22 protein-coding genes and 1 tRNA gene are annotated in these 24,704 nt (G+C 70.2%); 14 read left to right on the top strand and 9 right to left on the bottom strand.

Features of this window, described 5'->3' with window-relative positions:
• The 5 genes from Q1A98_RS20820 to Q1A98_RS20800 all read left to right on the top strand — a co-directional run.
• A partial coding sequence (locus Q1A98_RS20820) for an integrase core domain-containing protein (RefSeq protein ID WP_299577069.1) occupies window positions 1-106 on the top strand: 106 nt, incomplete at its 5' end.
• Between the two features lie 248 nt (window positions 107-354).
• Window positions 355-1,296 (top strand): hypothetical protein, encoded by a 942-nt coding sequence (locus Q1A98_RS20815; RefSeq protein ID WP_299577034.1) that lies wholly within the window; start codon window positions 355-357, stop codon window positions 1,294-1,296.
• Window positions 1,293-2,486, top strand: a complete 1,194-nt coding sequence (locus Q1A98_RS20810) for a lipase family protein (protein ID WP_299577032.1) — start codon at window positions 1,293-1,295, stop codon at window positions 2,484-2,486. The genes Q1A98_RS20815 and Q1A98_RS20810 overlap by 4 nt, the downstream gene beginning before the upstream one ends.
• On the top strand, window positions 2,483-3,076 hold the full coding sequence (locus tag Q1A98_RS20805) for a TetR/AcrR family transcriptional regulator (protein ID WP_299577030.1): 594 nt from the start codon (window positions 2,483-2,485) through the stop codon (window positions 3,074-3,076). The genes Q1A98_RS20810 and Q1A98_RS20805 overlap by 4 nt, the downstream gene beginning before the upstream one ends.
• Before the next feature lie 73 nt (window positions 3,077-3,149).
• On the top strand, window positions 3,150-4,676 hold the full coding sequence (locus Q1A98_RS20800) for a sugar transferase (RefSeq protein WP_299577028.1): 1,527 nt from the start codon (window positions 3,150-3,152) through the stop codon (window positions 4,674-4,676).
• Between the two features lie 24 nt (window positions 4,677-4,700).
• Here the strand turns inward: Q1A98_RS20800 and Q1A98_RS20795 are convergent, their stop codons facing one another.
• A complete protein-coding gene (locus Q1A98_RS20795) occupies window positions 4,701-6,800 on the bottom strand; it encodes an Rv1355c family protein (protein ID WP_299577026.1) in 2,100 nt (699 codons plus the stop codon).
• Between the two features lie 181 nt (window positions 6,801-6,981).
• Between Q1A98_RS20795 and Q1A98_RS20790 the strand changes: the two genes are divergently transcribed.
• Window positions 6,982-7,740: a hypothetical protein gene (locus Q1A98_RS20790; RefSeq protein WP_299577024.1), complete on the top strand. Its 759-nt coding sequence runs from the start codon at window positions 6,982-6,984 to the stop codon at window positions 7,738-7,740.
• Window positions 7,741-7,747: 7 nt separating this feature from the next.
• Here Q1A98_RS20790 and Q1A98_RS20785 read toward each other — a convergent pair whose 3' ends face one another.
• On the bottom strand, window positions 7,748-8,980 hold the full coding sequence (locus Q1A98_RS20785) for a diguanylate cyclase (RefSeq protein WP_299577022.1): 1,233 nt from the start codon (window positions 8,978-8,980) through the stop codon (window positions 7,748-7,750).
• A gap of 369 nt (window positions 8,981-9,349) precedes the next feature.
• Here Q1A98_RS20785 and Q1A98_RS20780 point away from each other — a divergent pair, with 369 nt between their 5' ends.
• The 3 genes from Q1A98_RS20780 (at window position 9,350) to Q1A98_RS20770 (ending at window position 12,018) form a co-directional block, all read left to right on the top strand.
• Window positions 9,350-10,480 (top strand): NDMA-dependent alcohol dehydrogenase, encoded by a 1,131-nt coding sequence (locus tag Q1A98_RS20780; protein ID WP_299577020.1) that lies wholly within the window; start codon window positions 9,350-9,352, stop codon window positions 10,478-10,480.
• A gap of 70 nt (window positions 10,481-10,550) precedes the next feature.
• A complete protein-coding gene (locus tag Q1A98_RS20775) occupies window positions 10,551-11,366 on the top strand; it encodes a serine hydrolase (RefSeq protein ID WP_299577018.1) in 816 nt (271 codons plus the stop codon).
• A 133-nt stretch (window positions 11,367-11,499) separates the two neighbouring features.
• Window positions 11,500-12,018, top strand: coding sequence for a DUF3145 domain-containing protein (locus Q1A98_RS20770; protein ID WP_299577016.1), 519 nt, complete (start codon window positions 11,500-11,502; stop codon window positions 12,016-12,018).
• Between the two features lie 76 nt (window positions 12,019-12,094).
• Here Q1A98_RS20770 and Q1A98_RS20765 read toward each other — a convergent pair whose 3' ends face one another.
• The 6 genes from Q1A98_RS20765 to aceE form a co-directional block, all read right to left on the bottom strand.
• A complete protein-coding gene (locus Q1A98_RS20765) occupies window positions 12,095-13,546 on the bottom strand; it encodes a carboxyl transferase domain-containing protein (RefSeq protein ID WP_299577014.1) in 1,452 nt (483 codons plus the stop codon).
• A gap of 49 nt (window positions 13,547-13,595) precedes the next feature.
• Window positions 13,596-14,861: a KasA/KasB family beta-ketoacyl-ACP synthase gene (locus Q1A98_RS20760; RefSeq protein ID WP_299577012.1), complete on the bottom strand. Its 1,266-nt coding sequence runs from the start codon at window positions 14,859-14,861 to the stop codon at window positions 13,596-13,598.
• Between the two features lie 5 nt (window positions 14,862-14,866).
• The gene (gene acpM, locus Q1A98_RS20755; RefSeq protein WP_299577010.1) at window positions 14,867-15,172 is read right to left on the bottom strand and encodes a meromycolate extension acyl carrier protein AcpM; all 306 of its coding nucleotides are present in this window, start codon (window positions 15,170-15,172) and stop codon (window positions 14,867-14,869) included.
• Between the two features lie 115 nt (window positions 15,173-15,287).
• Complete coding sequence (locus tag Q1A98_RS20750; protein ID WP_299577008.1) at window positions 15,288-16,196, bottom strand: ACP S-malonyltransferase; 909 nt, start codon at window positions 16,194-16,196, stop codon at window positions 15,288-15,290.
• A gap of 202 nt (window positions 16,197-16,398) precedes the next feature.
• Window positions 16,399-17,664: a helix-turn-helix domain-containing protein gene (locus tag Q1A98_RS20745; RefSeq protein ID WP_299577006.1), complete on the bottom strand. Its 1,266-nt coding sequence runs from the start codon at window positions 17,662-17,664 to the stop codon at window positions 16,399-16,401.
• 102 nt (window positions 17,665-17,766) lie between these two features.
• Window positions 17,767-20,544, bottom strand: a complete 2,778-nt coding sequence (gene aceE, locus Q1A98_RS20740; RefSeq protein WP_299577004.1) for a pyruvate dehydrogenase (acetyl-transferring), homodimeric type — start codon at window positions 20,542-20,544, stop codon at window positions 17,767-17,769.
• 231 nt (window positions 20,545-20,775) lie between these two features.
• Here aceE and Q1A98_RS20735 point away from each other — a divergent pair, with 231 nt between their 5' ends.
• The 4 genes from Q1A98_RS20735 to Q1A98_RS20720 all read left to right on the top strand — a co-directional run bounded on the left by Q1A98_RS20735 (window position 20,776) and on the right by Q1A98_RS20720 (window position 22,620).
• Window positions 20,776-21,378, top strand: a complete 603-nt coding sequence (locus tag Q1A98_RS20735) for a hypothetical protein (RefSeq protein ID WP_299577002.1) — start codon at window positions 20,776-20,778, stop codon at window positions 21,376-21,378.
• A 151-nt stretch (window positions 21,379-21,529) separates the two neighbouring features.
• Window positions 21,530-21,946, top strand: coding sequence for a DUF3052 domain-containing protein (locus tag Q1A98_RS20730; RefSeq protein ID WP_299577000.1), 417 nt, complete (start codon window positions 21,530-21,532; stop codon window positions 21,944-21,946).
• Window positions 21,943-22,464, top strand: coding sequence for a peroxiredoxin (locus Q1A98_RS20725; RefSeq protein ID WP_299576998.1), 522 nt, complete (start codon window positions 21,943-21,945; stop codon window positions 22,462-22,464). The genes Q1A98_RS20730 and Q1A98_RS20725 overlap by 4 nt, the downstream gene beginning before the upstream one ends.
• Window positions 22,465-22,547: 83 nt before the next feature.
• Window positions 22,548-22,620 (top strand) — tRNA-Val (locus Q1A98_RS20720).
• Between the two features lie 2 nt (window positions 22,621-22,622).
• Here the strand turns inward: Q1A98_RS20720 and Q1A98_RS20715 are convergent.
• Complete coding sequence (locus Q1A98_RS20715) at window positions 22,623-23,612, bottom strand: YafY family protein (RefSeq protein WP_299576996.1); 990 nt, start codon at window positions 23,610-23,612, stop codon at window positions 22,623-22,625.
• 196 nt (window positions 23,613-23,808) lie between these two features.
• Between Q1A98_RS20715 and Q1A98_RS20710 the strand changes: the two genes are divergently transcribed.
• Window positions 23,809-24,699, top strand: coding sequence for a YdcF family protein (locus tag Q1A98_RS20710; RefSeq protein ID WP_299576994.1), 891 nt, complete (start codon window positions 23,809-23,811; stop codon window positions 24,697-24,699).
• Window positions 24,700-24,704 lie beyond the last annotated feature (5 nt).

Below are 24,704 nucleotides of genomic sequence, written 5' to 3'. Positions count from 1 at the left end.
CCGGAACCGAACACGCGGCCTTGACCGCTTCCTCGTCCGCTACAACACTCAACGAGGCCACTCCGCCCTCGGCGGACGCCCACCCATCAGCCGACTCGCTGCCTGACAACAACGTGTCAGGTCACTACAGCTAGCCGACCGGGCCCGATCGCCGAGCGGCCCGCGTCGGCGGCGCGGTTCGGCGAGTTCGCCGCCGACGCCGCACGGCACCTCGCCGGTCGCGTCGACACCTTCGAGATCTGGAACGAGCCCAACGGCGGCTACTACTTCCGGCCCGGGCCCGACCCCCGCGCTTACACGGCGCTGCTGCGGGCCGCCTACCGGGGACTGAAGTCGGTCGACCGGGACATCACCGTGGTCGGCGGGGCGATCGCGACCGCCGTCGACAGCGACACCACCATGAACGGTCTGCGTTTCCTGAAGGGCATGTACGCCGCGGGCGCGCGCGGGTACTTCGACGCGCTGTCGGTGCACCCGTACTCGTATCCCGCGTCCTTCAACTCCGATCCGCACGACCCGGACTCGGCGATGCGCATGGTCGCCGACATGTACGACGTCATGCGGGCGCACGGGGACGGCGCGAAGAAGATGTGGGCCAGCGAGATCGGCTATCCCACGACCGGTGACCTGCCGACCGACCCGCAGGCGCAGGCACAGGTCGTCGTGCAGTCGGTGGCGCAGTGGTCGCAGCTGTCGTACGCCGGACCGGTGATCGTCCACGAACTGCGCGACCGGCGGTCGGGCAGCGCCGACAAGGAGGACACCTTCGGGATCCTGCACACCGACTTCTCCCCGAAGCCCGCCTACGACCGGCTGCAGACCCTGATCCGGGGCGGTGTCGTCGACGACGAGGTCCACCAGCGGGTGGTCGCCGCCGCCGACACCGGCGACGCACGGGTCGGCGGTGCCGTGACGCCCTGGTACCGGGAGATGTCCCCCCGCGGGATCCCCGTGGTGCGGCAGGAGTACGCCGACGGGACGGTGACCTGCGCGCGAGACGACTGCTACGCGTCGCCGGCGCCCGTCGTCGACTACCTCGCCGACCAGCGTGCCGTCCCGGACGGGCCGTTCGTCGACGGTCGACAGGCTGCTCGCGGCATCCGGCCGATGACGGTCTTCTGGTCGCCGGCGACCGGTGTGCACGGTCTGGCCGGTGACATGCTGGAGGCATGGCGACCGGAGTACGGATTCCCCACGACCGACGAGTACGTCGACGGCGACACCCGCGTGGTGCGATGCGCGGACGCCGTGATGCGTAAGCCGTTCGGGGAGTCGGTGCGGGTGCAGGTCTCGTGACCCGCGCGCTCCGATGGGCGCTCGCGGCGGTCGCGGTGCTCGTCGTCGCCGTCGTCGCGGTGGGCGCCGTCGTGCTCTGGCCCGTCTTCTTCCCCGACGAACCCGACCTGAGGGTGCCCGGTGGGTCGACGCCGGGATCGGTGGTCGCGGCCACCGACTACGGCGACCTCACCGTGCCGATGAAGTTGGCGCAGGCCAAGGGCGCCTCCATCACCTACGTCTCGACCGACCCCGACGGCAGGCCGATCCGGGTCACCGGTACCTCGTTCGTGCCCGGCGGCACGCCCCCGGCCAGGGGATGGCCGGTGGTCGCGCTGGCTCACGGCACGACGGGGATCGACGAGGCGTGCGCCCCGTCGCGGTCCCCCGAACTCGGGGGCCTGCTCACCATCGCGCAGTCCCTCGTCGGGGCGGGCTATGCGGTCGCGGTGCCCGACTACCAGGGACTCGGCGCTCCGGGGGTGCATCCCTACCTCGATTCGCCCACCGCGGGACGCGACGTCCTCGACGCCATCCGCGCGACGCGCACCGTCTTCGGGTCGGTCTCACCGCGGTGGGCCGGCTACGGGTCGTCGCAGGGCGGTGGCGCGATCTGGGCCGCGAACGAGGAGAGCTCGTCCTATGCGCCCGACCTGCAACCGCTCGGCGTGGTCGCCGCCGCGCCCGCGGCCGACGTGACCGGTCTCGTCGCCAAGTCCCTGGCCGGCACCCTGACCTCGGACCAGGGGCCGTCGTTGCAGCTGTTCATCGAAGCGGCCGCACGGTCGCATCCCGACATCGTCCGCGACGACTACCGCTCGCCGCGAGCGGCGCAGCTGTGGGACACGCTGTCGTCGTGCAGCGGAGCCGCGGCGGCGCGGCGACCGGCCGCCATCGCCGCGCTGCGCCCGGGCGACATCATGCCCCGGTCGACGGAGGCGGCGACGCGACTGCGCGACCTGTTCGAGTCGTATGCGCTGCCCAAGCGCACCGCCTCGGCGCCGATGCTGGTCCTGTTCGGTGACGCCGACACCTTCATCGACCCCGCCTGGACGCGCGACGCGGTGCGACGCGCCTGCGCACTCGGCGACACGCTCGAGTCGTCGGAACAGCCGGGCAAGGGCCACGGCGACGTCGACATCAGCTCCGCGCTGCCGTGGCTGAGGGACCGCTTCGCCGGCACACCCGCCCCGTCGAACTGCGTCCGGTGACCACCACCTCCGGTCCCGGCGGCACCACCCGCAGTGCGGCGAAGGCCGAGCGTCGCCGGGACCTGCTCACCGCGGCCGCCTCCCTGATGGCGCGGCGGGGATACGCATCGGTCCGGCTCGAGGACATCGGTGCGGCCGTCGGTGTCAGCGGCCCCGCGATGTACCGCCACTTCGCCAACAAGCAGGACCTATTGGCGCAGATGCTCACCGAGATCTCCGAGCGGCTCCTCGACGGCGGGACCGCGGTGGTGGCTCGCACCGGCGACCCCACACGACGCCTCGCCGAGCTCGTCGACGTCCACGTCCGGTTCGCCCTCACCGAACCGGACCTCATCACCGTGCAGTTCCGCGACCTCGCGGCCCTCGACGAGGGGCCGCGTGCGACGGTCCGCCGCCTGCAGCGCCGCTACGTCGACCTGTGGGCCGACACCGTCGTCGACGTGACCGGGGTGGACCGTCGGGTCGGTCTCGCGCGCGCCCATGCCGTGTTCGGTCTCATCAACGCCGCACCCCGGATGCCCGATCTGGGGGCCGAGGTGGCGGCCGTCGAACTCGCCGCCATGGCGCGGGCAGCCCTCACCGCGGGGTAACGCAGTGGCGGGGCGCAACGATCAACACCCCGAGCCGCCTGACGCGGCCACGTCGGCACGGGGGGAGAGTTCGATGACACGGCCCGGCCGCGCGACAACCAGCCGCCGGCTGCGGGGCGTGTCGCGCCGCGAGATGACCGCCGTCGCACGCGCGGAGTTCGTGCAGCCACGTTCGCAGAACTGGATCTACCAGTACGCCGCGCGCGTCCGCATCCTCGACTTCGTCGTCGTGGTCACCGCGGTGATGGTCGCACTGGTCGCACGCTTCGGCTACGACCTCGTCCACACCCTCGGCCGCTACCGCTGGCCCGCCGTCGCCATCGCCCTGCTCATCGCGATCGGCTGGTTCGTGATGCTGCGGGTGACGCAGAGCTCCGATCGCCGCGTCCTGGGCAGCGGGCCCACCGAGTACAGCCGTGTGCTCACCGCGACGCTCACCACCTTCGGTGTCCTCGCCATCGTCGATCAGCTGCTGGTGCTCAGCGTGGCCCGCGGCTTCCTCGCCGTCGCCTTCCCGCTCGGTGCCGTCCTGCTCGTGCTGTCCCGCTGGCTGCTGCGCCGCCATGTCGCACGCATGCGCCGTGCCGGCCGGTACCTCGAGCGGGTCCTGGTGATGGGGGGCATGCGATCAGCGCAACTGCTCATCGAGCGCCTCGACGCCAACCCCGAGCTGGGCTACGAGGTCGTCGGCATGTGCCTGCCGGTCGAGAAGCCGACCGACCCGGAGATCGTGCAGTCGGGTGCCCGGGTCATCCCGGTGTTCGGCGACTTCTCCGACGCCCGGACCGCGGTCGCGCTCTCGGGTGCGACGACGGTCGCCGTGACCTCCGCCGAGGTGCTCGGCCACTCCGCGATGCGGGAACTGTCCTGGGATCTCGAGGGCATGGACGTCGACATGCTGGTGTCGCCGGGCGTCACCGACGTGGCCGGTCCGCGCATGATGGTCCGTCCGGTCGCCGGACTGCCGCTGCTGCACATCGACAAGCCCGCCTACGAAGGCGCCAACCGATTCCTGAAGTCCGCCTTCGACCGCACGGTCACCGCTGTCCTGCTGGTGCTGCTGTCACCGGTCATGCTCGCCTGTGCGATCGCGGTGAAGGTGTCGTCGCCGGGACCGGTGTTCTACCGCGGCGAGCGGATCGGCCTGGGCAACGTTCCGTTCCCGATGTGGAAGTTCCGGTCGATGGTGGTCGGGGCCGATCTGCTGCGCGCCGAGCTGACCGCCGACGACCGCGGCAACGACGTGCTGTTCAAGATGGCCGACGACCCCCGGGTCACCCGGGTCGGGCGGATCCTGCGTCGGTACAGCCTCGACGAGCTCCCGCAGCTCTTCAACGTGATGGGCGGCTCGATGAGCCTCGTCGGGCCGCGACCGCCGTTGCGGGAGGAGGTGGAGACCTACGACCACATCGTCACCCGACGCATGCTGGTCAAGCCCGGCATCACCGGGTTGTGGCAGGTCTCCGGCCGGTCCGACCTCTCGTGGGAGGAGTCGGTCCGTCTCGACCTGACCTACGTCGAGAACTGGTCGATCATGCAGGACATCATCATCCTGTGGCGCACGGCGAAGGCCGTCGTGTCCCGCGACGGCGCCTACTGAGCCGCCGTCGCGTCGTCCGCGTCGTCAGAGCGGGCGCCGGCGGCTGAGCGGCCCGGGGTCGGTGCCCCGCACCACCCGCAGGACGAGCGCGACGGCGTCGTCGTCCACGCCGATCGCCGAGCGGAAGTCGCGGTCCACCGCGGCGAGCTGGTCCTCCCAGCCCGGGGCGATCGCACGCCGCTCCGCGTCGTCACGGGCGTAGACGGCGATCGGCTGGGTGACGCAGGCGCCGTGTCCCGACGCCGTGAGCGCGATCCAGACCGCCTCGGCCACGTCCCCGGCGCGGGCGAGGTCGTCGGCGGACCACCCGGCGGCCGTCACGACGACGAGTGCCGACGCCGATGCGACGGCAGCCGTGGTCGGCATCCCGAGCCCCCGCCCGGCGTCCCAGTCCGTCAGGTGCGCCATCACCTCGGCGCGATGCATCAGGGGGAGCAGTGCGCCGGCGGCCGTCGGCAGTCCGAGCGCCTGCGCGGCGACGCCCGTGGGTGACGGGTCGTCGGCCTGACGTGCGGTCGTGACCATCTCGGTGTGCACGTCCGGGGCGAGGTGACGGATGCGGCTGTCCTCGCCGAGGACGGCCGCGACGCGGTCGATCCGTTCGCGGTCGGCAACCACGCGCACGGCGGCCGATTCGGTCGACATCGACTGCAGCGCATCGACATCGGCCACCGACAGCGGCGTGCCGTCGCCGGGTGCCCGGGTGCTGCGGCGGGCGATCATCGCCGCCGCGGCGTCGATCGCATCGTGCGTCGGATCGCGACGGTCGCGGGGCAGGGTGATCCGTGCGGTCTGCCCGTCGAGCACGACGGTCGACGACCGTCCCCGGGCGGCCGCGGCGACGGCCATGTTGCGGGCGGCGGCCCCCAGCGCGACCGCCGACGCCCGTCCGGCGACGTCGCCTCGGGTGCCCTGTGCAGCGGGCGCGCGAGCGATCTCCACGGTGTCCCCGTCACGCCGGATGGTCCAGGGCTGAAGGTTGTACGGCGACGGCGCGCGACCGGCCGCGTGCGCGACCGCATCCACGTCGGAGAGCGCCCGTGCCTCGACGGCCGGGTCCGGGGCGGCCGGTGCCGCCGGACGGGCGGGGGTCGCCAGCGGGTCGACGATGTCGTCGAGGCGCCGGTCGAGATCGACCCGGATCCGACCGGACGGCAACGGTTCTCGTCGTAGCAGGCGGCGGAGCGCTGCCGCGACGGTGGCGCCGCCGAGGGCGACGTCGCCGCCGAGTTGCGGCCACGTCGAGAGTGTCCGGCCGACCTCGAACACCGACGCCCCCATCCGTGGCGTCACATGTCGCGCATCGAGAAGTGTTGCCGCCGCGGCGATCAGCGTCGGTGGATCCAGAACGCCACCGATGTCGAGGCCGTCGAGGAGTCCGTGGAACAGCGCGCGCCCGGGGTCGTCGTCGAAACGTTCGACGTCGAGGACACCGCCGTCACTGGTCTCGCAGAGCACGGGTACCCGGCGGTCGCGGGCATGCTCGCGGACGAGCACCTTCGCGGCGAACGAGTCGCATTCCTCCACGACGACGTCGAGACCGTCGAGGAACTCCGCCACGGTCGCCGAGTCCACGGCGGCGGTGAGGATCTCGACGCGGACATAGGGGTCGATCTCGGCGATCCGGCGTGCCGCGACCACGGCCTTGTTGACGCCGATGTCGAGCACGGTCGCAGGCACACGGTTCAGGTTGCCCAGGTCCAGCTCGTCGAGATCGGCCAGGCGCAGGGTCCCGGCCAGGCCCTCCAGCGCGATCGTGTGGGCGACGGCGTGGCCGACGCTCAGCCCCACCACGCCGACGGTCGTCGTCGCCGCCCTGTCCTGCTCCTGCAGGGTGATCTTGTTGCGGTTGCGGTCGAGACGGACACGGCGGAACCCGCGCGGTCCCAGGACGTGTACGACCGTTCGCCGCCATGGCATGTGTACCCAGCGGGAGGTCTCCTCCAGGACCGTGTCGTCCGGACGGGGCAGGCACGCGAGCAGTGCCTCCCGCTGGCGCTCCAGGGTGTCGACGACGAGGGTCGTGGGATCCGCACGCAGTGCTGACAACCGCTGCGCATCCGCGGGACCCGACTCGTCGAGGATCTCGGCGACGGGAGAGGTCGAGAAGTCTTCCTGAGTCATGAGATTGCCTCTTCCGTCCACACTTCGTTAAATGGTGGAGGGGGTGTCCGGCAAGCACTTCGCGTTGTCCAATCTCGATCGCGATCGTGAATTCCATTTGCGATCAATGACTTTCAGTATGCGATCGCCGATTCCCGTCCATCTGGCAGCAATTGTGACGATAGACGAACAGAGGTGTGTCATGGCGACGTCCACGGTGCAGTCATCGGCGTCACTCACCGGACTCGATCCTGATCTCGGACCGCGACTCGCGTCCGCCGGGCGCGTGGACATCGACGACCCGATCACCGGGACCCGGGTCGCGATCGCCACGCCCTCGGGGGACGTCGAGCTGTGGCGCCGGTATCTCGACGGGGCGCGATCGGTGTACGACGCCCACGGGGTCGGTGCGGCCCTCGACCACGACGCCGTGATCGACGGTGCGGACACCACGGTGTTCTTCGCGATCGTGGACGAGGCGGGCGTGTGTCGCGGCGGGCTGCGTGTGCAGGGCCCCTACGGCCGCGTCGACGAGACCCACGCCCTGCACGAGTGGGCGGGCTCGCCGGGGTGCACCGATCTCGTCCGGGCCATCGGTCGCCGCCTCGACGACGGCATCGTCGAGACGAAGACGGCATGGGTCGACCCCGCCGTCGACGATCCCGCCGCGATCGCCGACCTGCTCGCCCGGATGGCGCTGCCCATCCTCGCCGTCACCGGCGCGCGGCACCTGATGGCGACCTCCGCCGACCACTCGCTGCGCCGCTGGACCTCCAGTGGCGGCCGGATCGACGAGTCGGTCCCGGCCACGCCGTACCCCGACGAGCGCTACCGCACCCGCCTCATGTGGTGGGACCGCGAGAACCTCGACCGCACCGCGGGACCGCGCGTGGTCGCCGCGATGCGTCGCGGGGTGGAGCAGATGGTTGCGCGCGTCGGGACGGCAGCACTGGCGGCGTGAGCGCCGCTCAGCGGACCGCCGGGGCGAACATGCGCGGCGGCTCGGCATCACCGGCGACGTAATGGATCGGCGACGTCGACAGGCACACGACGCGGTCGCGGCCGGCGCTCTTCGCGACGTAGACCCATCGGTCGGCGAGGTGTGTGAGGTGGTCGACGACGTCGGAGATGTTCGACGTCCCCGTCCGTGACACCGACAGCGGCGCGGCCACGCCGCCCAGGCTGACCGTGACCGCGGTCGTCGCCGACACGGTCGTCCGGATGGTCTCGGCGGCGTGGGACAGCTCGACCTGCCCCGGGATCGAGCACAGCACGACGAACTCCTCGCCGCCGAAGCGGCCGATGAGGCTGTCGCGGGGGGCGGACCGCAGGATGGCGTGCACGGTGTCGACGAGGACGGCGTCACCGGCCGCGTGCCCGAGGCGGTCGTTGATGTCCTTGAAGTGGTCGACGTCGATCAGCAGGAACCCGATCTGCTGTCCGGCCTCGGCGACGTCGCCGAGGAAGTCGCCGCTGCGCGCCAGGAACCCGCGCCGGTTGAGCAGTCCGGTCAGCGGGTCGGTGTCGCCGAGAACGGCGTACCGCTGCATAGACACCTCCAGCGAACTGCGTAGCGCGGAGACGATGAACACGGGGATGACGACGTTCGCGAGCCCGGACCCGCATCGCACCAGCAACCCCACCGTCGTGGACGGCGTCAGGAAGGCGATCACCACCGCGCACGTGATCGCGACCAGCGCGAACACGATGACCACCCGCCGCGACGAGGACATGGCCGCGATGGCGGGGATCGCCCCCAACAGGGTCATGACCACACCGGACGTGGCCGGGTCGACGACGGCCCACGCGCCCACGGCGATACCGACCATGCCGATCAGGCCGAACACCGTGAACAGCCGATCGCCGAGACGGCCGACCACGGCGGTCGTGGTGAAGACCACGACGGTGAAGACCCAGACGGCGACGAGTGCGCCGAGCCCGCCCTCGCGGGTCAGGCTCGGGTCCAGGATGGCGAACAGCGGGAGCGGGAGCGACCCCGCCGTCGAGAGCAGGACCGCGGCGGAACGACCGTCGAACCGCCGCCACAGACGCTGACCGGTCCGGCGGCCACGCCCTAGGCGGGACGGGTCGCCGCCACCCGCGGGTCGCCGGAGGCGGTTGCGCGCCGGGATCAGTACCGGGGGGACGACGTCGGACGACGCGCGCGATGAGCGCGGCGGGTCGGTCCGAGCGGGGTGCACCTCGACATCATGCCCGGTCGGAGGGGTGATCGGTGAGGGGCCACGGGTACTCGCAGTGATGCATCACAATGCTGCACCGCGTACAGATCCAGATCCGCTGCGGTGGATCGCATCGGTTGTCCCATCCGACGAGCATCCGACGCGCCCCGAGACGGTGTCCGCGGGGGCAGTGGGAGGGGAATCGTTCGATCAGCGGACCCATGACACACCTCGCGACTCGGCCCGCGACGAGTGCGTCCGAGTCTACGGATGCGCCCGACACCGACGGACGAAGCCAGGTAGAACACGTTCCATTTTTGGCCGATCGTGACTACTGTCACCCTCAGGCGCAGATGTGGACAGACGCGCGCGAGAGTGATGGAGGAAGCGATGAGGACCAAGGCCGCGCTGCTGCGGGAGTCCAACACCCCGTGGCAGATCGAGGAGGTCGAACTCGGCGATCCGAAGGCGCACGAGATCAAGATCCGGATGGAGGCGGCCGGCATGTGCCACTCCGACCACCACCTGGTGACCGGGGGCATCCCGATGGCCGGCTTCCCGATCCTCGGCGGGCACGAGGGCGCGGGCATCGTCGAGGAGTTGGGCGAGGGGGTCACCGACTTCGAGGTCGGCGACCACGTCGTGCTCTCGTTCATCCCGTCCTGCGGCAAGTGCCCGTCGTGCAAGGCCGGTCTGGCGAACCTGTGCGACTTCGGCGCGATGCTTCTCCAGGGGGAGGCCGTGTCGGACAACACCTTCCGCATCCAGACCCCGGCGGGCGAGAACGTCTACCCGATGACCCTGCTGGGCACCTTCTCGCCGTACATGGTCGTCCACGAGGCGTCGGCGGTGAAGATCGACAAGGACATCCCGTTCGAGGTCGCCGCACTCGTCGGCTGCGGCATCCCCACGGGATACGGCTCGTCGACGCGCAGCGGTGACGTCCGTCCCGGCGAGGACGTGGCGATCGTGGGCGTCGGCGGCGTCGGCACGGCGGCCCTCCAGGGCGCGATCATCGCCGGCGCCCGCAACGTGTTCGCCATCGACCCGGTGGAGTGGAAGCGTGAGCAGGCCATGAAGTTCGGCGCCACGCACACCTTCGCCTCCGTCGAGGAGGCGGCGATGACGATCGCCGAGGTGACCGAGGGCCACATGGCGCACAAGGTGATCGTGACCGTCGGCGAGGTGCAGGGCAAGGACGTCGATCTCTGGATGGGCATCACCGCCAAGGCCGGCACCTGTGTCCTCACCGGCATGGGGAACATGATGGAAACCGAGGTGACGCTCAACCTCGCGATGCTCACCCTGCTGCAGAAGAGGTTGCAGGGCACCATCTTCGGCGGCGCGAACCCCAAGCTCGACATCCCGCAGCTGCTGTCGATGTACAAGATGGGCAAGCTCAACATCGATGACATGATCACCCGGCAGTACCGCCTCGACCAGATCAACGAGGGCTACCAGGACATGCTCGAGGGCCGCAACATCCGCGGCGTCATCCGCTTCACGGACGAGGACCACTGATCCGCCTCCGGCGAAGGACCACTGATCCACCTCCGGCGAAGGACCACTGGGCTCGTGATCTGATGGGGGCGTGAGCGCCCTCGACTCCCTGGACGACTGGCCCGTCGACTCCGTCGCAGCGGCGGTGGTGACCGGCGACGGGTCGGTCGTGTCCACACACGGCGACCTCGACGCCCGCTTCGGCCTCGCGTCGGTGACGAAGCTCCTGTCGGCATACGCCGTCGCGGTGGCGGTGGAGGAGGAGGCCGTCGCGCTGTCGGACCCGGCCGGACCAGCGGGTGCCACGGTGGAACACCTGCTCGCGCACGCCTCGGGTCTGGCGTTCGACGACGAGACGGTCGAGGCCGGGGTGGGGGAGAAGCGCATCTACTCCAACGCCGGGTACGCCGTGCTCGCACGCCATCTCGAGGACGCGACGGGGATCCCGTTCCCGGACTACCTGCGTGACGCCGTCTGTGCGCCGCTGTCGATGGCGGCGACCTCGCTGGACGGCCCCGCCGGACACGGCGCCACCTCGACGGTCGCGGATCTCGCGCGGCTCGCGGCGGAGTTGCTCGCGCCGCGTCTCGTCGCACCGTCGACGCACGAGGCGATGACCACGGTGCACTTCCCCGGGCTCGACGGCTTCGTCCCGGGGTACGGACGTCATCGTCCCAACGACTGGGGGCTCGGGCCCGAGATCCGGGGCGAGAAGAGCCCGCACTGGACGGGGTCGCAGAACTCGCCGCGCACGGTGGGCCACTTCGGCCAGTCGGGGACGTTCCTGTGGGTCGACCCCGACCTCGACGCGGGATGCGTCGTGCTGACCGACCGCGCGTTCGGCGCGTGGGCCAAGCCGCTGTGGTCGGAGTTCGCCGACGCGGTGGTCGGTGAACTGCGCGCATAGCACATCGGACCCACAGACCACTGGCGCAACACCCGCCCCCTGAGGCACAATGACATCGCACGGGTGACGCCGCGTGGGACGCCAGGACGTTGGGGAAGACGATCCTCGTCGAATCCACGGAGGGTGGGAACCGGTGCGCAGACTCGAACAGTTCGCGGACGTGACGACGGGCGTGGTGTACATCCACTCGTCGCCCACCGCACTCTGCCCGCATGTCGAATGGGCGTTGTCGTCCACCCTCGACGCCCGGGCGAATCTGAAGTGGTCGGCCCAGGAGGCCGGTCGCGGGCTCCAGCGCGCCACGGTCGACTGGACCGGACCCGTCGGCACGGGCGCGCGCCTGGCCTCGGCCCTGCGCGAGTGGCCGGTGCTGCGCTTCGAGGTGACCGAGAACCCCAGCGAGGGCGTGGACGGCGAACGCTTCTGCCATGTGCCCGGTCTCGGCCTGTGGCGTGGGTCCATGAGCGCCAACGGTGACGTCGTCGTCGGCGAGATGCAGCTGCGCTCCATGATCGACGCCGCGCCCGACGCGATCGGTCTCGCCGGCCGGCTCGACGCCGCCCTGGGCACCGCCTGGGACGAGGCCCTGGAGTCCTACCGCCTGGGCGGTGCCGGCGCCGAGGTCACCTGGTTGCACCAGCGCGTCGGCTGACCCACACCCGAGAACCTGCCCCACGAAGAAGGGCCCCGGACCAGCGGTCCGGGGCCCTTCTCACGTGCTCATGCGGTCACAGCGGGATGTTCTTGTGCCGTCCACGCCGTGCCGGGGCCGAGGCGAGTGCCTCGGCGATGATGCTGCGGGTCTTCGCCGGGTCGATGATCTCGTCGACCACGCCGATCGACTGCGCGCGCCCCACGCCACCGGCGATGGCCTCGTGCTCGACCGCGAGACGCTCGTGCAGGGCCTCCCGCTCGTCGTCGGCCGCGGCGGCCAGCGCCTTCTTGTGGAGGATGCCGACGGCCGCCTTCGCGCCCATCACCGCGACCTCCGACCCGGGCCACGCGAACACCGCCGTCGCGCCCAGTGCGCGCGAGTTCATGGCGATGTAGGCGCCGCCGTAGATCTTGCGGGTCACCAGCGTCACCCGCGGGACGGTGCACTCGGCGAACGCGTGGAGCAGCTTCGCGCCACGGCGGACGACGCCTCCCCACTCCTGGCCGACACCCGGCAGGTAGCCCGGGACGTCGGTCAGGACGATCAGCGGGATCCCGAACGCGTCGCAGAGACGCACGAAGCGCGACGCCTTCTCGGCGCTCTCGGAGTTGAGGCATCCGCCCATGCGCAGCGGGTTGTTGGCGATCACGCCGACGCTGCGACCGGACAGCCGGCCGAACCCGACGACGATGTTCGGCGCCCACTTCGCCTGCAGTTCCTCGAAGGAGGAGATCTCCGTCTCCCCGTCGGCCGCCATCTCGGTGTCGAGGAGGGCGGCGACGACCGGGTGCACGTCGTAGGCACGACGGTTCGACTCCGGCAGCAGCGCCTTGAGGTCGGTGTCACCGGCCTCGGCGCGCTGACGGCTGAAATGGCCCTGCTGGCTGAACGTCGCGACGAGGCGACGGGCACGCCACAGGGCGTCGGGTTCGGAGTCGGCGGTGATGTGGCTGACGCCCGACTTCTTGCCGTGCGTCAGCGGACCGCCGAGCGACTCCATGTCGACCTGCTCACCGGTGACGCTCTTGACGACGTCGGGACCGGTCACGAACACGCGGCCCGCCGGCGCCATGATGACGACGTCGGTGAGGGCCGGCCCGTAGGCGGCGCCGCCGGCGGCGAAGCCGACGACGACGGAGATCTGCGGGACGTAGCCCGACGCGCGGACCATCGCCTCGAAGACCTGGCCGACGGCGTGGAGTGCCTCCACGCCCTCGGCGAGGCGCGCTCCGCCGGAATGCCAGATGCCGACGACCGGTGCCTGCTCGGCGATGGCGGTGTCGATCGCGTTGACGATGTGCGCACACCCGACCACACCCATGGCGCCGCCCATGACGGTGCCGTCGGTGCAGTACGAGATGGTGCGGACGCCGTTGACGCGCCCGACGGCCGCCTGCACACCCGACTTGTCGCGGGGGTGCAGCAACGACATCGAGCCCTCGTCGAAGAAGTTGGTCAGGCGCAGGATGGGATCACGAGGATCCACGGTCTCCTCCGTCGAGGTGATCGGTGCCATTGTGGTCATCAGGTCTCCTAGCAGTTCCGGCGGAGTCGCCCCCGCACCCAGGTCGTGGTCAGTACCGACCGAAGGCGAGCGCGACGTTGTGCCCACCGAATCCGAACGAGTTGTTGATGGCGTGCTCGATGTGCCCGTACCGCGGCTCACCGGCGACGATGTCGATGTTGCACTCGGGGTCCTGGTTGTCGAGGTTCAGCGTGGGCGGGATGACGCCCTCCTCGACGGACTTGACGGTCAGGACCGATTCCAACGCGCCCACCGCACCGATGGAGTGCCCGAGCGCCGACTTCGGCGCGTACACGGAGACGTGGTCCCCGAGCGCCGAGTTGATCGCCAGCGCCTCGGCGGTGTCACCGATGGACGTCGACGTCGCGTGTGCGTTGACATGCGTGACGTCCGACTTCGAGATGCCGGCCGTCTCCATCGCACGTGTCATCGCACGTGCCGCGCCGGTCCCCTCGGGGTGCGGTGCGACCAGGTGATACCCGTCGGACGTGATGCCCGCGCCGAGCAGACGCGCGTGGATGTGCGCGCCCCGGGCACGTGCATGGTCCTCGCGCTCGATGACGAGAAGCGCTGCGGCCTCTCCGAACACGAAGCCGTCCCGGTCCTTGTCGAACGGACGCGACGCGGCCGCCGGATCGTCGTTGCGTGTGCTCATCGCCCGCATCATCGCGAAGCTGGCGATCGGCACCGCGTCGATGAAGCCCTCGACACCACCGGTGACGACCATGTCCGCGTCACCGAGGACGATGTGTCGCCACGCGTGGGCGATGGCCTCCGAGCCGGACGAACACGCCGAGACCGGCGTCATGACGCCCGCCTGGGCACCCACGTTGAGACCGATGACCGCGGCGGGTCCGTTCGGCATCGTCATGGGCACGGCGAGCGGCGAGACCTTGCGGTAGTTCTTCGTGCCGGTCATGGCGTCATGCGCCGCGATGAGGGCGTCGCCACCGCCGAGACCGGTGCCGAGGACGACCGCGAGGCGGTCCTTCTCGACATCGGGCTCGCCGGCCTGCTCCCACAGTCGCTTGCTCATGACGTGCGCCATGCGCTCGACGTAGCTCATGCGCCGGGCCTCGACGCGCGACACCTCTTCGGTCGGATCCTTCACCAGCTTCCCGCCGATACGGACCGGGAGGTCGTACTCGGTGATGAAGTCGTCGGTCAGGGCCTTGATGCCGGTCTCACCGGCGAGCAGACCCTTCCAGGTGGAGTCGAGGTCCTCGCCGACGGACGTCGTGGCGACCATGGAGGTCACCACGACGTTGGGGAAGTTCCCCGCCGCGGTCGAGTATTCGCGAAGAGAGGTGGTCAATTACGTCACTCAGCCTTCTTGCTGGCGTCGACCTGTGCCTTGATGGCCGCGGCTGCCTCGGGGTTCTCGGCCTCGAGCTTCTGGATGTAGGCCACCGCGTCGCCGACCGTGCGGAGTCCGGCCAGGTCTTCGTCGGGGATCTTCACGCCGTACTTGTCCTCGGTCTGGACCGCGATCTCGACCATCGACAGCGAGTCGATGTCGAGGTCGTCCACGAAGGACTTGTCGATCGTGACCTCAGAGGGCTCAATACCGGTGACCTCTTCGATGATCTCCGCGATCCCGGCGATGAGTTCTTCCTGAGTCGCCACTGCGTGGCTCCCTTCATTGTTCGTCGTCTTCGAGCTGTGAGTTCCGGAGCGATGCGCTGCATCGTTTGGACGGGCGTGTCACGCCTCCCGGGGGTCCCCGCAGGTGCGGGGACCGCTATCCAAGTCCTGTGGCCCCGTCCAGATCGTCGGGGGTCTTGCAGGCCCGCGTGGGCACACCCTTGAGCTCACGCTTGGCGATGCCGACAAGCGTCCCGGCCGGCGGGAGTTCCACCACGGCGGTGACGCCCATCTCGCGCATGGTCGCCGAGCACAGGTCCCATCGGACCGGGTTGGTCACCTGCGCGACGATGCGATCGAGCGCCTCACGGCCGGACGACACCGGCCGACCGTCGTAGTTGGAGAGGAGCACGGCGGTGGGCTCCTGCGGGCTGATCGTCGCAGCGGCGGCCGCCACGGCATCCTGTGCCGGCGACATGAAGTGCGTGTGGAAGGCCCCCGCCACGGACAGTTTACGGGTACGGGCCTTCTCCGGCGGGTCGGCCAGCAGTGCGTCGATCGCGTCCACCCGACCGGCGGCGACGATCTGGCCGACGGCGTTGCGGTTGGCCGGGACGAGATCGAGTTCGGCCAGACGCGCGAGCACCTGCTCCTCGTCGCCGCCGAGTACCGCGGCCATGGTGGTCGGCTCGAGCGCGCAGGCCTTCGCCATCTCCCGCCCGCGGATCGCGGCGAGCGAGACGGCCTCGTCGCGGGTGATCACACCGGCGATGGCCGCGGCGGCGAGTTCACCCACCGAGTGGCCGGCGACGACCATGTCCGAGGGGAGCGTGGACCGCTTCGCGAGTTCGTCGTGGGCGAGAAGTGCGGACACGACGACGAGCGGCTGGGTGACCGCGGTGTCGGTGATCTCGTCGGCGGTCGCAGTGGTGCCGAGACGGGTCAGGTCCAGTCCGGTCGTCTTGGACCACGTGGCGAGCTGGTCGGCCGCACCGGGCAGGTCGAGCCAGGGCTCGAGCATTCCCGGGGTCTGCGAGCCCTGTCCGGGCGCGAGCAACGTGAGCACGTGACAACAGAACACCCTGAACCCGTGTCATGTGGGTGTCGAAGCGAATGAACCTTCGTGCCCCAATTTGTGGGGATCTGACAAACGACTGTCGGCGCGTGTCTGGTTCGTCATCGACTTGCAACTCGTGATAAAGAACAGTCCCGATCTCGGATGCGTATGAAAAACTCCACCAAATTGTGACTCATGTTACTCGTGGTGTTCAAGTCAACGTTCTGTGTCGGTCCCGTGCTAGCCGACCGACCGTCGCGGCCACTCGGAGGACGTACGCGTCGCGGGGGTTGGTCGGGTCCCGACCGGTCACCTCGGCGATGCGTTTTAGTCGATATCTGACAGTATTCGGGTGAACGAACAGTTCCCGCGCGCACGACTCCACGGACCCCCCGGAGTCCAGGTAGGCGTCCAGGGTGCTGGTGAGTGTGTCGCCCCCCTTGCCCAGTGGTGTTACCAGGAAATCGTTCAGGGTCCGGACTGCGGCCGCGTCCCCGAGAAGCGCCCGCTCGGGGAGCAGTTCCCAGCTGTGCACCGGCCGGGGCGCCCCGGGCCATCCCGCGACCGCCTCCATCCCGGCGAGGGCCTCCGCCGCCGAGCCGTGCGCGGTTCCCAGGTTCGGGGTCGTGTGACCGATGACGACGGGACCCTCGGCGAAGTGCGTCAGCAGATCCTGGACGAAGGCGTCACCCGATGACATGTCCCCGCTCAGGATCGCGACCAGCAGCGTCCCCTGCACCACCGAGAGCGCGGCCCGGTCGTGTCTACGGGCAGTCGTGTGGATCGCCAGCGGCACCGACACGTTCTGTTCGGGGGGCGGGTAGCCGACGACGACGGTCGCGGTCGCGTCGGCGTCCCAGTTGAGGGCGGCCGCGCGGGACAGCAGCGTCGGGCCGGTGTCGCCACGGACGACAGCGTCGACGACGAGTGCCTCGAGCCGCGAGTCCCACGCACCGCGCGACTCGGCGGCCGAGGCATAGATGGCGGCGGCGGCGAAACCGATCTCGCGGCCGTACCGGAGCACCGCCTCGGTCAGCGCCCGCAGTTGCGCGTCGTTGCGGGCGAGCAGCGGCAGCCACTTCTCGAAGAACTCCATCGCGACGCGCACCATCTCGACCGACTGGAGCAGGGTGATCCGGCGGGCGAGGTCCTGCGGTACCGCCTGGAACGCCTGGACGGTGAACTTGAGGTTGCCCTCCGGGTCCTGCAGCCACTCGACGAAGTTGACCACCGCGGTCTGCACGACCAGCTGCACCGACGCCCGCTGCTGCGCCTCGAGATCCCCGAAGTACGGCAGCTGGTCGGTCATCGAGTGCACGGCCTCGGTGGCCAGCCGACCGCTGTACTGCTTCACCCGCTTGAGCAGCGTGTCCGGCAGCGCCGCGTGCACGTCCGCCGGTGCCGGGACCCGGGCGCCCTGGGCGCTGAGCGGATCGCCCGGTGGATGATCGGTCGACGCCGACGAGGTCTCGCTCACCAGGACACACTAGATGCCGGTCCCGGTGGCGAGACGTTGTTCACGCTGGACACGACGAGGTTCGTGATCACGAACCAGGTGCGTGCTCGGTGCGAGCGGTCCTCACGCCACGCCGGGATCGCTCGTCTGCTCCGGCGCCGCGAGAACGTCGGTGATGGCGTACTTCTCGGCCGCCTTCGCCGCGACGGAGTGGTCGATGTGTCCCTCGCGGGCCAGCGCCAACAGCGTCGCGACGACGATCGACTCGCCGTCGACGTTGAAGAACCGTCGCGCCGCCGGTCGGGTGTCGGAGAACCCGAAGCCGTCCGTGCCCAGGGTCAGGTAGGTGCCCGGCACCCACGCGCGGATCTGCTCGGGCACCGCGCGCATGAAGTCGCTGACGGCGACGAACGGCCCCAGCGACTGCGCGAGCGCCTGCGTCACGTACGGGTCGCCGTGCTCCCCGTCGGGATCACGCAGCACCGCGCGCTCGTGGTCGACACCCTCACGCGCGAGCTCGTTCCACGACGTCACCGACCACACGTCGGCCGCGACGTCCCACTCGTCGGCCAGCATCTCCTGCGCCCTCACGGCGTCGGACATCGTGACGCCCGAGACCAGGATGTTGGCGGGGTACTGCTTCTCACCGGCAGCCGGATGGCAGCGGTAGATGCCCTTGAGCACACCCTCGACGTCGAGGTCGTCGGGCTGCGGCGGCTGCACGATCGGCTCGTTGTAGACGGTGATGTAGTAGTAGACGTTCTCCGGGTCCTCGCCGTACATCCGACGCAGTCCGTCGACGACGATGTGGGCCATCTCGTAGGCGTAGGCCGGGTCGTACGCCACCACGGCGGGGTTGGACGCCGCGAGCAGCAGCGAGTGCCCGTCGGCGTGCTGGAGACCCTCACCGGTCAGGGTGGTGCGCCCGGCGGTCGCGCCGAGCACGAAGCCGCGGGCCATCTGGTCGGCGGCGGCCCACAGGCCGTCACCGGTCCGCTGGAACCCGAACATCGAGTAGAAGATGTAGAGCGGGATCATCGGCTCGTCGTGGGTCGCATAGGACGTGCCCACCGCGGTGAACGATGCCGTCGAGCCCGCCTCGTTGATGCCCTCGTGCAGGATCTGACCGCTCTCGCTCTCCTTGTAGGCGAGCATCAGGTCGGCGTCGACGGAGGTGTAGAGCTGCCCGTTGCGGTTGTAGATCTTCAGCGACGGGAACCACGAGTCCATGCCGAACGTGCGTGCCTCGTCGGGGATGATCGGCACCACGCGCTTCCCGATCTCCTTGTCGCGCATCAGCTCCTTGAAGATGCGGACCAGCGCCATCGTCGTCGCGACCTGCTGCTTGCCGGAGCCCTTCGCCGCGGTCTTGATGATCGGCTTGGGGTCCACCGTGAGCGTCTTGCTGGTGGTGCGGCGACGGGGGAGGAACCCGCCGAGCGTCTTGCGCCGGTCGAGCATGTACTGGATCTCCGGCGCGTCCATCCCGGGGTGGTAGTACGGCGGGAGGTACGGGTCCTTCTCCAGCTCCTTGTCGCTGATGGGGATACGGGTCGAGTCGCGGAAGTCCTTGAGGTCCTCCAGCGTCAGCTTCTTCATCTGGTGCGTGGCGTTGCGGCCCTCGAAGTGCTTGCCCAGCGTGTAGCCCTTGATGGTGTGGGCCAGGATCACCGTCGGCTGGCCCTTGTGCGACATCGCCGACGCGTACGCCGCGTGCACCTTGCGGTAGTCGTGCCCGCCCCGCTTGAGGTTCCAGATCTGCGCGTCGTCGAGGTTCTTGACCAGCTCCTTGGTCCGCGGATCGCGACCGAAGAAGTGCTCGCGGACGAACGCGCCGTCGTTGGCCTTGTAGGTCTGGAAGTCGCCGTCGGGGGTGGTGTTCATCAGGTTGACCAGCGCGCCGTCACGGTCGGCGTGCAGCAGGGCGTCCCATTCGCGGCCCCACACCACCTTGATGACGTTCCAGCCCGCGCCCCGGAAGAACGACTCGAGCTCCTGGATGATCTTGCCGTTGCCCCGCACCGGCCCGTCGAGACGCTGCAGGTTGCAGTTGATGACGAAGGTGAGGTTGTCGAGACCTTCCGTCGCGGCCACGTGCGCGAGACCGCGCGATTCCGGCTCGTCCATCTCGCCGTCGCCGAGGAACGCCCACACGTGCTGCTCGGAGGTGTCCTTGATGCCGCGGTCGTGCAGGTAGTGGTTGAAGCGCGCCTGGTAGATCGCGTTCATCGGGCCGAGGCCCATCGAGACGGTCGGGAACTGCCAGAAGTCGGGCATCAGGCGGGGGTGCGGGTAGGACGGCAGACCGCCGCCCTCGCCGGCGTGGCTGTGCTCCTGGCGGAACCCGTCCATCCGGGCCTCGTCGATCCGGCCCTCGAGGAACGCGCGCGCGTAGATGCCGGGAGAGGCGTGGCCCTGGATGTAGATCTGGTCGCCGCCACCGGAGTGGTCCTGGCCGCGGAAGAAGTGGTTGAAGCCGACCTCGTACAACGCGGCCGAGGACGCATAGGTGGAGATGTGCCCGCCGACGCCCACACCGGGGCGCTGCGCGCGGTGGACCATGATCGCGGCGTTCCACCGGATGAACGCGCGGAACCGGCGTTCGACCTCCTCGTCACCGGGGAACCAGGGCTCGCTCTCGGTGGGGATGGTGTTGACGTAGTCGGTCGAGGTGAGCGCCGGGATGGACACGCGGCGCTCGCTCGCGCGCTCGAGCATCCGCAGCAGCAGGTAGCGCGCGCGGCCCGGGCCGGCGTTCTCCAGCAACCCGTCGAACGAGGCGAGCCACTCGTCGGTCTCCTGCGGGTCGATGTCCGGGAGGTAGGACGCGACCCCCTCCCGGATGACCCGGACCCGGTCGCTGCCGGAGGTCGACGATGCCGGGCTGATCTGCTGTGTCACTGGTGGTGGGCTCCTCGTGTCCTCACGGCGGTGGTGTGCCGGTCGTGGTGCGTGTGGGCCGGCAGGGGTGTGCCGACCTCCGTCGACCCCGCGCTCGACCGGTGGGTCGGAGCGAGGTACGTCACCAATCGTGCCGCATGTGACGCGGCCCGGCACACATTCCCCCCGGTCCGCGGACGTGGCATCCGCCATGTTGTCGCGTGCCGCGGCGCTGCGGCAGGATGCGCACCTGTGTCGACAGCCGCCCATCGCCGCACCACCGCGCGACTCGCCGCGGTGTCGGTGCTCGCGATGGTGACCGTCGCCGTCGTGGGGTGCTCTGATGCGGTGACCGGTTCCGCACGGGTGGACCCGTCCGACGTCGGGGCCTACCGGGCCGCCGAGTCGTCGTCGGCCGCGGCGTCGGCGGAGAAGGAACGGACCGACGCCGACTACGCGGTGTGCTCGACGTCGACCACCGCGGCCGGGCAGATGCTGTCGGCCTACAACGTGTTCGTCACCGCGCTGAACGCCACCCAGAACTATGGCGCGCTGCAGGGCAAGGACCTGGTGGCCGTGGCCGCACTCGACCGTGGCGTCGCGGAGATCCGCAGGGCGCTCAGCCCGGCGACGAGCGACGCGGTCCGCGCGGCCGCGACGACGCTCGCCGACCGATCCGGGGCGCTGGCCGGCGTGGTCCGCGCGAAGGGCCGTGGCGAGCTGAACGCCGCGTCGGGTGGTTTCCTGCAGGCCCGCGACGGGCTGCTGGGCACGTGCAGGCCGTTCTCGGCCGGTGCCGCGGCGGGCTCGTCCGGATCCGCGACGCCCACCCCGTCGGGCGCCGCGCCGCGCTGAACCCCCGACCCGGCGAGAAACGTCGCAGCACACGCCCACGTCGGCACCGTGCCCCGGCTTGCATGTTGGCCGGACACACTGTTGTCTGGTCACAACCGTCGGACCTGTCCGGCGGCCGCACGACGTGTGCCGACAGAGGAGGTCTCCCGCGGTGGTTGCCGCGCACGACAATCGGGCCGAGGCGCTCGGGTTCAGCTCGGGCATGGTGGTTCAGGAACTCGGGTGGGACGAGGACACCGACGACGACCTGCGCGCGGACATCGAGGAGCTCATCGGCGGCGATCTGCTCGACGAGGACTCCGACGAGGTGATGGACGTCGTCATCCTCTGGTGGCGCGAGTCCGACGGCGACCTGGTCGACGCTCTGATGGACGCGATCGGTCCGCTGGCCGACGACGGGTACGTCTGGGTGTTCTCGCCGAAGACCGGTACCGACGGATACGTCGATCCCGCGGAGATCGCCGAGGCCGCACCGACGGCCGGCCTCACCCAGACCTCGGCGATGAACCTCGGGGACTGGTCGGGTTCCCGGCTGGTGCAGCCCAAGGCTCGCGCGCCGCGTAAATGACGCTCGACTCTCCCTTGCCGGCGTCGACCGAACAGACCAATCCGTCCCCGGCGGGTCCCCTCGAGCCGGGCACTCTCGCCCCCGACTTCGCGTTGCGGGACCAGAACAACCAGCGTGTCTGCCTCAGTTCGTTCCGAGGCGAGAAGCGCGCGGTCCTCGTGTTCTTCCCGCTCGCCTTCACCGGGACCTGCGAAGGCGAACTCGGTTATCTCCGCGACCATCTGCCCGAGTTCGAGAACGACCGGTCGGTGCTGCTGGCGGTGTCCGTCGGACCGCCGCCCACGCACAAGGTGTGGTCGTCGCTGCAGGGGTTCCTGTTCCCGATCCTGTCCGACTTCTGGCCGCACGGTGCGACGGCCATGGAGTACGGGGTGTTCAACCCCCGTAGCGGCTACGCCAACCGCGGCACCTTCGTGGTCGACCTCGAGGGCACCATCACGTACTCGCAGATGGTGGGTCCGGGCGAGATGCGCGACGACACCGTGTGGACGCGCGTGCTCGCCGAGCTGAGCGACTGAGTCCTCCTCGGCGAGGATTTCCCGTCACGACGCCCACGGCACTACATTCGTTCCTCGGCGTGCGGTCGCGACCCACGCCGCCTGCGCGTATAGCTCAGCGGTCAGAGCTCTGGTCTTACACACCAGCGGTCGGGGGTTCAAATCCCTCTGCGCGCACCTCAGGCGTCGAGTGGTCTGCTCGCGGTGCGATAGCGCTCGGCGATGTGGTCGTGTGCGCGGGCCTGGTCGAGACACAACGCGCGCAGGGGTTCGGGTGCCAGGACGGTGAAGTCGGCGTCGAACCGGTGCAACCACCACGCGATGGAATCCAGTGACGAGCCGAACAACGCGATCTCGCAACTGTTCTCGTCGCCGGCCTCGATGACGCCCCATTCCGGGTAGACCATCGACTCGACGTCCTGCACGGGTGCGTGGATGCGCACCCGCGCGGTGACCGACCGCATCGCCGACCCGATGCTCGCCGCGACGAACGCCGCGGCGCCGCCATCGGGAAGTTCTCGCGCCGCGAAGCGCGGGCCGGTCGGCGTCTTCGGGGTCATGCGGTCGACGCGGAAGGTGCGCCAGTCGTCGCGGCCGATGTCCCAGGCGAGCAGGTACCAGCGGGTCCCGTTGCGTACGAGCCGGTAGGGCTCGCACTCACGCCGGGACTCCTCGCCGGTGCGGCTGCTGTAGTCGAAGCGCAGTCGCTCGGTGCGATGGCACGCGAGGGCGATGTCGGACAGAGTGGCCGCGTCCACCGACGACCGGGGGACGGGGCCCTCGACGGTCTCGACGGTCAACGCGTCCAGGCGGTGTCGAAGCCGGGACGGCATCACCTGGCGCAGCTTCGACAACGCACCCGTTGCGGCGTCGTCGAGCCCGGTCACCGATCGCGTCGCCCCGGACTGGAGAGCGACCGCGACGGCGAGGACCTCGGCGTCGTCGAGGAGCAGCGGCGGCATCTCCGCGCCCGCGCCGAGCCGGTAGCCACCCCCGACGCCGACTGTCGCATCGACGGGGTAGCCGAGCGTCCGCAACCGGTCCACGTCACGGCGGACGGTGCGGGGCGTCACCGCCAGTCGGTGGGCGAGATCGGCGCCCGACCACTCCTGGCGCATCTGCAGCAGCGACAGCAGCGAGAGGAGTCGTGCGGACGATTCGATCGGCATGCGGTCATCCTGGCATCCAACGCGGTCAGTTCCGGTCCGCAATGCCGCGGAGGTGCAGACGATGGCCGGTGTGTGCAGATGGCGCGACACGCCGTGGGGTGATCGTGCTGAGACGGTCTCGTGTCCCATCTGTGCTCATCGGCCGCACGAGCATCGTTAGTCTCGCTGTGTCTCATGAGTCTCACGAGGGGTCGGCATGGTGTTCCTGCGGTTTCGACGGGCCATCGCGGCGGCGACCACTGTCGTCGCCCTCGGCGCCGGTGTGGGCGCCCTTCAGGCGACGGTGGCCGCGCCGGCGAGCGCAGCGCCACCGACCACGACGCTGTTCAACTCGGCGCAGGGAAAGTTCACCGCTGGGGACGTGCCGGGCGGTCTGGGCGACCTCGCGGCGCTCCTGCGGGTGGCCCCGAACGACGCGCAGGCCCTCGCCTTGCAGGCGGTGTGGTCGGACTTCACCCTCGACCTGATCACCCGACAGAACGCCCTCAACCGTCTCGGCGCGGTGTCCCCGGCGATGGCGGGGACCGTCGGGCGCATGTTCGGTGCGATCGGCGCCGGCATCGGCACGATCCCGAACCCGTTGCCGGGCATCATCGGACCGCAGACGGCGATCGTCGTGCTCGGCTACGGACTGATGCCCGACGGGTCGCTGCGCGACGAGCTGGTGTCGCGGCTGGGTGCTGCGTGGCTGCAGGCCGTCGCGGCGCCGTGGTCGACGATCATCGTCAGCGGTGGCGCGCCACACGCGGGCACCACCGAGGCCGCCGCGATGCGGGACTGGTTGGTGGGGCGCGGGATCCCCGCGTCGCGGATCGTCGTCGAGGACCGCTCGGGGTCGACGGTGCAGAACGCGCTGAACTCCGCCGCGATCGCCCGCTCCCGGGGGCTCGGCAACGCGGTACTGGTGTCCAGCGCCGACCACGTGCGTCGCGCCGCGGCCGACTTCACGATGGCGGGCCTGCCGGTCGTGGGGGCCACCACGCAGCTCGACGGCTGGCTGCCGCAGCTCATCCCGCCGCTGCGTCCGGCGCAGCGGGGCATCTACCTCGACGTCACACGGACGGCGGGCATCCCGGCGCGTCGCTGACGCGT

Origin of the sequence: uncultured Williamsia sp. (genome assembly GCF_947494875.1) — a bacterium.
Taxonomy (GTDB): Bacteria; Actinomycetota; Actinomycetes; order Mycobacteriales; family Mycobacteriaceae; genus Williamsia_A.
This window is presented reverse-complemented; position numbering and strand designations above follow the sequence as displayed.

Coding starts and splice junctions, on each gene's coding strand:
- Q1A98_RS20765 (WP_299577014.1), bottom strand. CDS start 13,546: ATGACCACAATGGCACCGATCACCTCGACGGAGGAGACCGTGGATCCT.
- Q1A98_RS20715 (WP_299576996.1), bottom strand. CDS start 23,612: ATGCCGATCGAATCGTCCGCACGACTCCTCTCGCTGCTGTCGCTGCTG.
- Q1A98_RS20790 (WP_299577024.1), top strand. CDS start 6,982: ATGGCGACGTCCACGGTGCAGTCATCGGCGTCACTCACCGGACTCGAT.
- Q1A98_RS20780 (WP_299577020.1), top strand. CDS start 9,350: ATGAGGACCAAGGCCGCGCTGCTGCGGGAGTCCAACACCCCGTGGCAG.
- Q1A98_RS20725 (WP_299576998.1), top strand. CDS start 21,943: ATGACGCTCGACTCTCCCTTGCCGGCGTCGACCGAACAGACCAATCCG.
- Q1A98_RS20795 (WP_299577026.1), bottom strand. CDS start 6,800: ATGACTCAGGAAGACTTCTCGACCTCTCCCGTCGCCGAGATCCTCGAC.
- Q1A98_RS20710 (WP_299576994.1), top strand. CDS start 23,809: ATGGTGTTCCTGCGGTTTCGACGGGCCATCGCGGCGGCGACCACTGTC.
- Q1A98_RS20800 (WP_299577028.1), top strand. CDS start 3,150: ATGACACGGCCCGGCCGCGCGACAACCAGCCGCCGGCTGCGGGGCGTG.